The sequence below is a fragment of the Pseudomonas sp. SBB6 genome (assembly GCF_024213215.1).
Taxonomy (GTDB): Bacteria; Pseudomonadota; Gammaproteobacteria; order Pseudomonadales; family Pseudomonadaceae; genus Aquipseudomonas; species Aquipseudomonas donghuensis.
This window is the reverse complement of sequence record NZ_JANAVH010000004.1, coordinates 190,030-196,463: the sequence shown is the minus strand read 5'-3', so window position 1 is coordinate 196,463 and position 6,434 is coordinate 190,030. Positions and strand designations below refer to the sequence as shown.

Sequence of the window (6,434 nt, the reverse complement as noted above, 5' to 3'; positions counted from 1 at the left end):
AAAGGAATGTCTTCATTGATTCGCGCCGCTGTCCTCGGCCTGGCCCTCGCTGGCCTGGCTGGCTGTACCTCGAAACCGGTACTGACCCCACAAGAGCAGCTTGTAGTCGGCCACAACTACAACCACGAGCAGGTGCAGCAGGCCATCCTCAAGGCCGTGGCCAACCGCGGCTGGACCCCGCGCAAGGTCACCCCGAACCTGATCCAGGCCGACATCCTGGTGCGCAACACCTTCTATGCCGCCGTCGACATCCACTACAGCGTCAGCAACTTTCGCATCAACTACCGCGACAGCCGCGAGCTGGGCTACAAGGACGGCAAGATTCACCGCAACTACAACCGTTGGGTGAACAACCTCGACAAAAGCATCCTGCAAGAGCTGAACAAGCTGGAAGCCCAGAACATAGTGCAGCGCGCCATCAGCGAACAGCATTCGAACACTGTTGAATAATCAAGGAACGACATAATGCGTCTGAAAACCTGGACCGCCACCACCGCCCTGCTGCTCTGCGCCCTGCCCGGCCTCAGCCAAGCCCGCGATACCACCCACTACCTGCCGTTCGAGAAAGTCGTGGCGCAGATGACCGCCGAGAACAAACTCGACGGTTCGGTGAAGTTCTACCTGGCCGGCGTGCAGCCCAAGGGCAAGGTCACCGTGGTCAGCCCGGCAGCGGTCACCAACAAGAAGACCAACGCCTTCAACAAAACTGACGCAGCAGCCTGCGAATGGGCCCTGCAATCGGCGCTGCTGACCATGCAGGACGCCGCCCGCAAGGTTGGCGCCAACGCCGTGACCAACATCAGCAGCTACTACAAGCGCAACGAGCGCAAGGACGCCACCACCTACGAATGCCACGCCGGCGCGATCATGGCTGGCGTTGCGCTGAAGGGCGACCTGGCCAAGGTCCAGTAACTCAGCTGCGTTCCAGGGCCTGCCGGGTCAACAGCTCGGCAAAGGCCCTGGCCATCGCCGACGGCGCATCGCGGCGCTGCACCAGCCACACGGCAGTCACCGCGTCGTCGTCGAGCAAGGTCCGGTACACCACCCCGTCGATGCGCATGCGCTGGAACGACGCCGGCAATACCGACACCCCCAACCCCGCCGCCACCAGGCCGATGATGGTCATCGCCTCCCCCGCCTCCTGGGCAAAATGCGGACTGAACCCGGCCTGGCGTGCCAGGCTCAGCAACTGCGCGTGCAAACCACTGCCGTAACTGCGTGGAAAAAACACGAACGGCTCCTGGGCCAGGGCCGCCATGTGCACCCCGGCGTCACTGCCTTGCGCCAGCGGATGGGCAGCATTGATCACCGCCACCAGCGGCTCGCGAAACAGCTCGACGACATTCAGGCTCTCAGGCAAGGCCAGGGGGCGCATCAGGCCGACTTCGATCGACTCGTCGAGCAAGGCGTCGGCGACATCGCGGCTGCTCATTTCCTTGAGATTCAGGTGCACCGCCGGGAAGCGCTGACGAAAAGCGTGAATGGCCTTGGGGATGCTCGAATTGAACGGCGCCGATGAGGTGAAGCCGATCTTCATCTCGCCCAGCTCACCCAGTTGCGCACGCCGGGCGACATCGGCAGCCTTGTCGACTTGCGCCAGCACCAGCCGTGCCTCTTCGAGGAACAGGCGCCCGGCCTCGCTGAGCTCGACCCGACGATTGGTTCGCTCGAACAAGCGTGCCCCCAGCTCCTGTTCCAGGGCCTGGATCTGTTGGCTCAACGGTGGCTGGGAAATCCCCAGGTTCTGCGCCGCCCGGCCAAAATGCAGCTCTTCGGCGACGGCGATGAAGTAGCGCAGGTGACGCAATTCCATGGCGGCTCCAATAGGTCGTAAAACCTCTTAAACAGGTCGAACAATATATTGGAAATGATCATTAGCCAGCTATATGCTTTTTTCACTGCCTGACAGGCCGTAGCGCCCCCGAGGTCACCCGTGAAAACTGCTGTTGCGCCCCACGCCCACGAACTGCCCCCTGCTCCGCTCGACGAAATTGTCGCCACCCTCAACGAAAGCTGGATCGAAAAAGGCACCCCGGCCTTTTTGCGCACCGTACTGGCGCTGTTCTGCGGTGGCTTTGCCACCTTTGCCCTGCTGTACTGCGCACAGCCGATGATGCCGCTGCTGTCACAGGAGTTCTCGATCAGCGCCGCGCAAAGCAGCCTGATCCTCTCAGTGTCCACCGGCATGCTGGCGTTCGGGTTGCTGATCACCGGGCCGATTTCCGACCGCATAGGGCGCAAGCCGGTAATGGTCTTCGCCCTGTTCTGCGCTGCGCTGTGCACCATCGTCAGCGCCCTGATGCCCAGCTGGCACGGCGTGCTGCTGACCCGGGCGCTGCTCGGGCTGTCGCTCAGCGGCCTGGCGGCGGTGGCCATGACCTACCTGAGCGAAGAGATCCATCCCCAGCACATTGGCCTGGCCATGGGCCTGTACATCGGTGGCAACGCCATTGGCGGCATGAGCGGACGCTTGATCACCGGTGTGCTGATCGACTTCGTCAGCTGGCACACGGCGATGCTGGTGATCGGTGGCCTGGCGCTGGTTGCGGCGGCGGTGTTCTGGAAGATCCTTCCGCAATCGCGCAACTTCCGCCCGCGCTCGCTGCACCCGCGCAGCCTGCTCGACGGTTTTACCCTGCACTTTCGCGATGCCGGCCTGCCTTGGCTGTTCCTGGAAGCCTTCCTGCTGATGGGCGCTTTCGTCACCCTGTTCAACTACATCGGCTATCGCCTGCTGGCCGAGCCCTATCACATGAGCCAGGCGCTGGTCGGGCTGCTGTCGGTGGTGTACCTGTCGGGGATCTACAGCTCGGCGCAAATCGGCGCCCTGGCCGACAAGCTGGGCCGGCGCAAGGTGTTCTGGGCAACCATTGTGCTGATGTTCAGCGGCTTGCTGATGACCCTGCTCAGTCCCTTGCCGCTGATTATCGTCGGCATGCTGGTGTTCACCTTCGGTTTTTTCGGCGCGCATTCGGTGGCCAGCAGCTGGATCGGCCGACGGGCGAGCAAGGCCAAGGGCCAGGCCTCGTCGTTGTACCTGTTCAGTTATTACGCCGGGTCGAGTGTGGCGGGGACGGCGGGCGGGGTGTTCTGGCACCAGGCGGGGTGGAACGGCATCGGGCTGTTCATTGGCAGCTTGCTGGTGGTGGCCTTGCTGGTGGCGGTGCACTTGAGCCGGTTGCCGGCCAAGGCTTGAGCTGAGGGCCGCTGCGCGGCCCATCGCCGGCAAGGCCGGCTCCCACAGGAGCTGGCCTGCCACTGGATCAGTTGATTACTTCAACCCGATCAACATCCACTTCACGGCTCATCAGGTGCTTCTCGACTTCACCGCTCAGCTTGACCTTGGTCTTGTCGTTGAAGGCCACCGGCGGCAGGTCTTCGTCATCGATCTCGACGGTGATGGTGCCGGTGGTGTCCTTGAACTCGTACTTGTCATCGTTGTTCACTTTCTTCACCACGTAGCCTTGCAGCACCACCGGGGTGTCGTCAGCGGCGTCATTGGCGGCGGCAACCGTGGTCACCGACTGGGCGCCAGGGCCGGTATAGCCGGCAGCCAGGGCAGCGGTGCTGAACAGCGGGGCAAGCAGCAGAGCGAGGTAACGCGTTTTCATGGTGTGGATCCTGTCTGGGTTTCGATGGAGCCAGATTACCCAGGCAGGCTGAATTGAACCTTAATAGCAAAACGCCCGGCACTGGCCGGGCGTTTTTGATTGCAGTGCTGCTTACTGGTGGTACTGCGCCGACAACTCGTGCACGGCATTGATGAACACGCCGGCATGCTCCGGATCAACCTCCGGGGTGATGCCGTGACCGAGGTTGAACACATGGCCGCTGCCCTGGCCGTAGCTGGCAAGGATGCGCCCGACTTCGGCACGGATGGCCTCCGGCTTGGCATACAGCACGGTCGGGTCCATGTTGCCCTGCAGGGCGACCTTGCTGCCGACGCGCTGGCGGGCTTCGCCGATGTCGCAGGTCCAGTCCAGGCCCAGGGCATCAGCACCGGCCTCGGCGATGCTTTCCAGCCACAGGCCGCCGTTCTTGGTGAAGAGGATGACCGGCACCTTGCGCCCTTCATGCTCGCGGATCAGGCCGCTGACGATCTTGCGCATGTAGGCCAGGGAGAACTCCTGGTAGGCCGCCGCCGACAGGTTGCCGCCCCAGGTGTCGAAGATCTGTACCGCTTGTGCGCCAGCCAGGATCTGCCCGTTGAGGTAGCTGATGACCGACTGGGCCAGCTTGTCGAGCAGCAGGTGCATGGCCTGCGGGTTGTCGTAGAGCATGGCCTTGGTCTTGCGGAAGTCTTTCGACGAACCGCCTTCGACCATGTAGGTGGCCAGGGTCCAGGGGCTGCCGGAGAAGCCGATCAGTGGCACGCGGCCATTGAGCTCGCGGCGGATGGTGCTGACGGCGTCCATGACGTAGCCCAGGTCCTTCTGCGGATCAGGGATCGGCAGCGCCTCGATATCGGCCAGGGTGCTGATGACCTTCTTGAAGCGCGGGCCTTCGCCGGTTTCGAAGTACAGGCCCTGGCCCATGGCGTCAGGGATGGTGAGGATGTCCGAGAACAGGATCGCGGCGTCCAGCGGGTAGCGGTCCAGCGGTTGCAGGGTGACCTCGCAGGCAAACTGCGGGTTCATGCACAGGCTCATGAAGTCGCCGGCCTTGGCGCGGCTGGCGCGGTACTCCGGCAGGTAGCGGCCGGCCTGGCGCATCATCCACACCGGGGTGACGTCTACGGGTTGCTTGAGCAGGGCGCGCAGGAAACGATCGTTCTTCAAGGCAGTCATGTCGGCATCCGGAAAAAAAGTGGGGGCATTTTCTCAGAGCCCAACATAAAAGGCACGGTATCAACCGTGCCTTTTGTCTATCGACTTGTGACAGGTCAATAGATTTTGCTGAATTCATCGCGGGTCAAGCCCGCTCCCACAGGATTTGTGCTGAACCTGTGGGAGCGGCGGTGCGACGCCTCGACTTGACCCGCGATTCAGACTTCCAGGTAATCCAAGATCCCCTCGGCGGCATTGCGCCCCTCGAAGATCGCCGTCACCACCAGGTCGGAACCGCGGACCATGTCGCCACCGGCGAAGATCTTCGGGTTGCTGGTCTGGTGCTTGTACTGGGCCTTTTCCGGGGCCACGACGCGGCCCTGGCTGTCGGTCTGGATGCTGAACTGCTCGAACCACGGCGCCGGGCTGGGACGAAAGCCAAAGGCGATGACCACGGCATCGGCCGGGATGATCTCTTCGGAACCCGGGATCGGCTCAGGGCTGCGGCGGCCACGGGCGTCCGGCTCGCCGAGACGGGTCTCGACCACCTTCACGCCTTCGACCTTGTCTTCACCGACAATCGCGATCGGCTGACGGTTGTAGAGGAACTTCACCCCTTCTTCCTTGGCGTTCTTCACCTCTTTGCGCGAGCCGGGCATGTTCGCCTCGTCGCGACGGTAGGCACAGGTCACGGCCTTGGCGCCCTGGCGGATGGAGGTGCGGTTGCAGTCCATCGCCGTGTCGCCGCCACCGAGCACCACGACCTTCTTGCCTTTCATGTCGACGAAATCTTCCGGCGACTTTTCAAAGCCCAGGTTGCGGTTGACGTTGGCCACCAGGAAATCCAGGGCATCGTGCACGCCCGGCAGGTCTTCACCGGGGAAGCCGCCCTTCATGTAGGTGTAGGTGCCCATGCCCATGAACACGGCATCGTATTCCTCGAGCAACTGCTCCATGCTGACATCCTTGCCCACCTCGGTGTTGAGGCGGAACTCGATGCCCATGCCGGTGAAGACTTCGCGGCGATTGCTCAGCACGGTCTTTTCCAGCTTGAACTCGGGGATGCCGAAGGTCAGCAGGCCGCCGATTTCCGGGTTGCGGTCGAACACTACCGGGGTCACCCCGCCGCGCACCAGCACGTCGGCGCAGCCCAGGCCGGCCGGGCCGGCGCCGATGATGGCAACGCGCTTGCCGGTCGGCTTGACCTTGGACATGTCCGGGCGCCAGCCCATGGCGAAGGCGGTGTCGGTGATGTACTTCTCCACCGAACCGATGGTCACCGCGCCGAAGCCGTCGTTGAGGGTGCAGGCACCCTCGCACAGGCGGTCCTGCGGGCACACCCGGCCGCAGACTTCCGGGAGGGTGTTGGTCTGGTGCGACAACTCCGCGGCGGCGAGGATGTTGCCTTCGGCGACCAGCTTCAACCAGTTGGGGATGAAGTTGTGCACCGGGCACTTCCACTCGCAGTACGGGTTGCCACAGCCCAGGCAGCGGTGGGCCTGTTCGGCCGACTGCTGGGGTTTGAAGGGCTCGTAGATCTCTACGAACTCTTTCTTGCGTTGACGCAACAGTTTCTTCTTCGGATCCTTGCGCCCGACCTCGATGAACTGGAAGTCATTACTCAGACGTTCAGCCATGTTCAAAACCTCATCAAACTCTTCAGGCGCA

At 62.8% G+C, this 6,434-nt stretch carries 7 protein-coding genes; 3 read left to right on the top strand and 4 right to left on the bottom strand.

Annotated elements, in window-relative coordinates; translation table 11 throughout:
* The first annotated feature begins 6 nt into the window (after positions 1-6).
* Positions 7-450, top strand: coding sequence for a hypothetical protein (locus NLX68_RS09730; RefSeq protein ID WP_050990002.1), 444 nt, complete (start codon positions 7-9; stop codon positions 448-450).
* 15 nt (positions 451-465) lie between these two features.
* Positions 466-912: a hypothetical protein gene (locus NLX68_RS09725; RefSeq protein WP_010222241.1), complete on the top strand. Its 447-nt coding sequence runs from the start codon at positions 466-468 to the stop codon at positions 910-912.
* A gap of 1 nt (position 913) precedes the next feature.
* Here the strand turns inward: NLX68_RS09725 and NLX68_RS09720 are convergent, their stop codons facing one another.
* Positions 914-1,813: a LysR family transcriptional regulator gene (locus tag NLX68_RS09720; protein WP_010222240.1), complete on the bottom strand. Its 900-nt coding sequence runs from the start codon at positions 1,811-1,813 to the stop codon at positions 914-916.
* 120 nt (positions 1,814-1,933) lie between these two features.
* Between NLX68_RS09720 and NLX68_RS09715 the strand changes: the two genes are divergently transcribed.
* Positions 1,934-3,196, top strand: coding sequence for an MFS transporter (locus tag NLX68_RS09715; protein WP_254283822.1), 1,263 nt, complete (start codon positions 1,934-1,936; stop codon positions 3,194-3,196).
* Between the two features lie 67 nt (positions 3,197-3,263).
* Here NLX68_RS09715 and NLX68_RS09710 read toward each other — a convergent pair whose 3' ends face one another.
* The 3 genes from NLX68_RS09710 to NLX68_RS09700 all read right to left on the bottom strand — a co-directional run bounded on the left by NLX68_RS09710 (position 3,264) and on the right by NLX68_RS09700 (position 6,403).
* The gene (locus NLX68_RS09710) at positions 3,264-3,611 is read right to left on the bottom strand and encodes a YgiW/YdeI family stress tolerance OB fold protein (RefSeq protein WP_010222238.1); all 348 of its coding nucleotides are present in this window, start codon (positions 3,609-3,611) and stop codon (positions 3,264-3,266) included.
* A 111-nt stretch (positions 3,612-3,722) separates the two neighbouring features.
* Positions 3,723-4,787, bottom strand: coding sequence for a uroporphyrinogen decarboxylase (gene hemE, locus NLX68_RS09705; RefSeq protein ID WP_254283821.1), 1,065 nt, complete (start codon positions 4,785-4,787; stop codon positions 3,723-3,725).
* Positions 4,788-4,984: 197 nt separating this feature from the next.
* The gene (locus tag NLX68_RS09700) at positions 4,985-6,403 is read right to left on the bottom strand and encodes an FAD-dependent oxidoreductase (RefSeq protein WP_254283820.1); all 1,419 of its coding nucleotides are present in this window, start codon (positions 6,401-6,403) and stop codon (positions 4,985-4,987) included.
* Between the last annotated feature and the right edge of the window lie 31 nt (positions 6,404-6,434).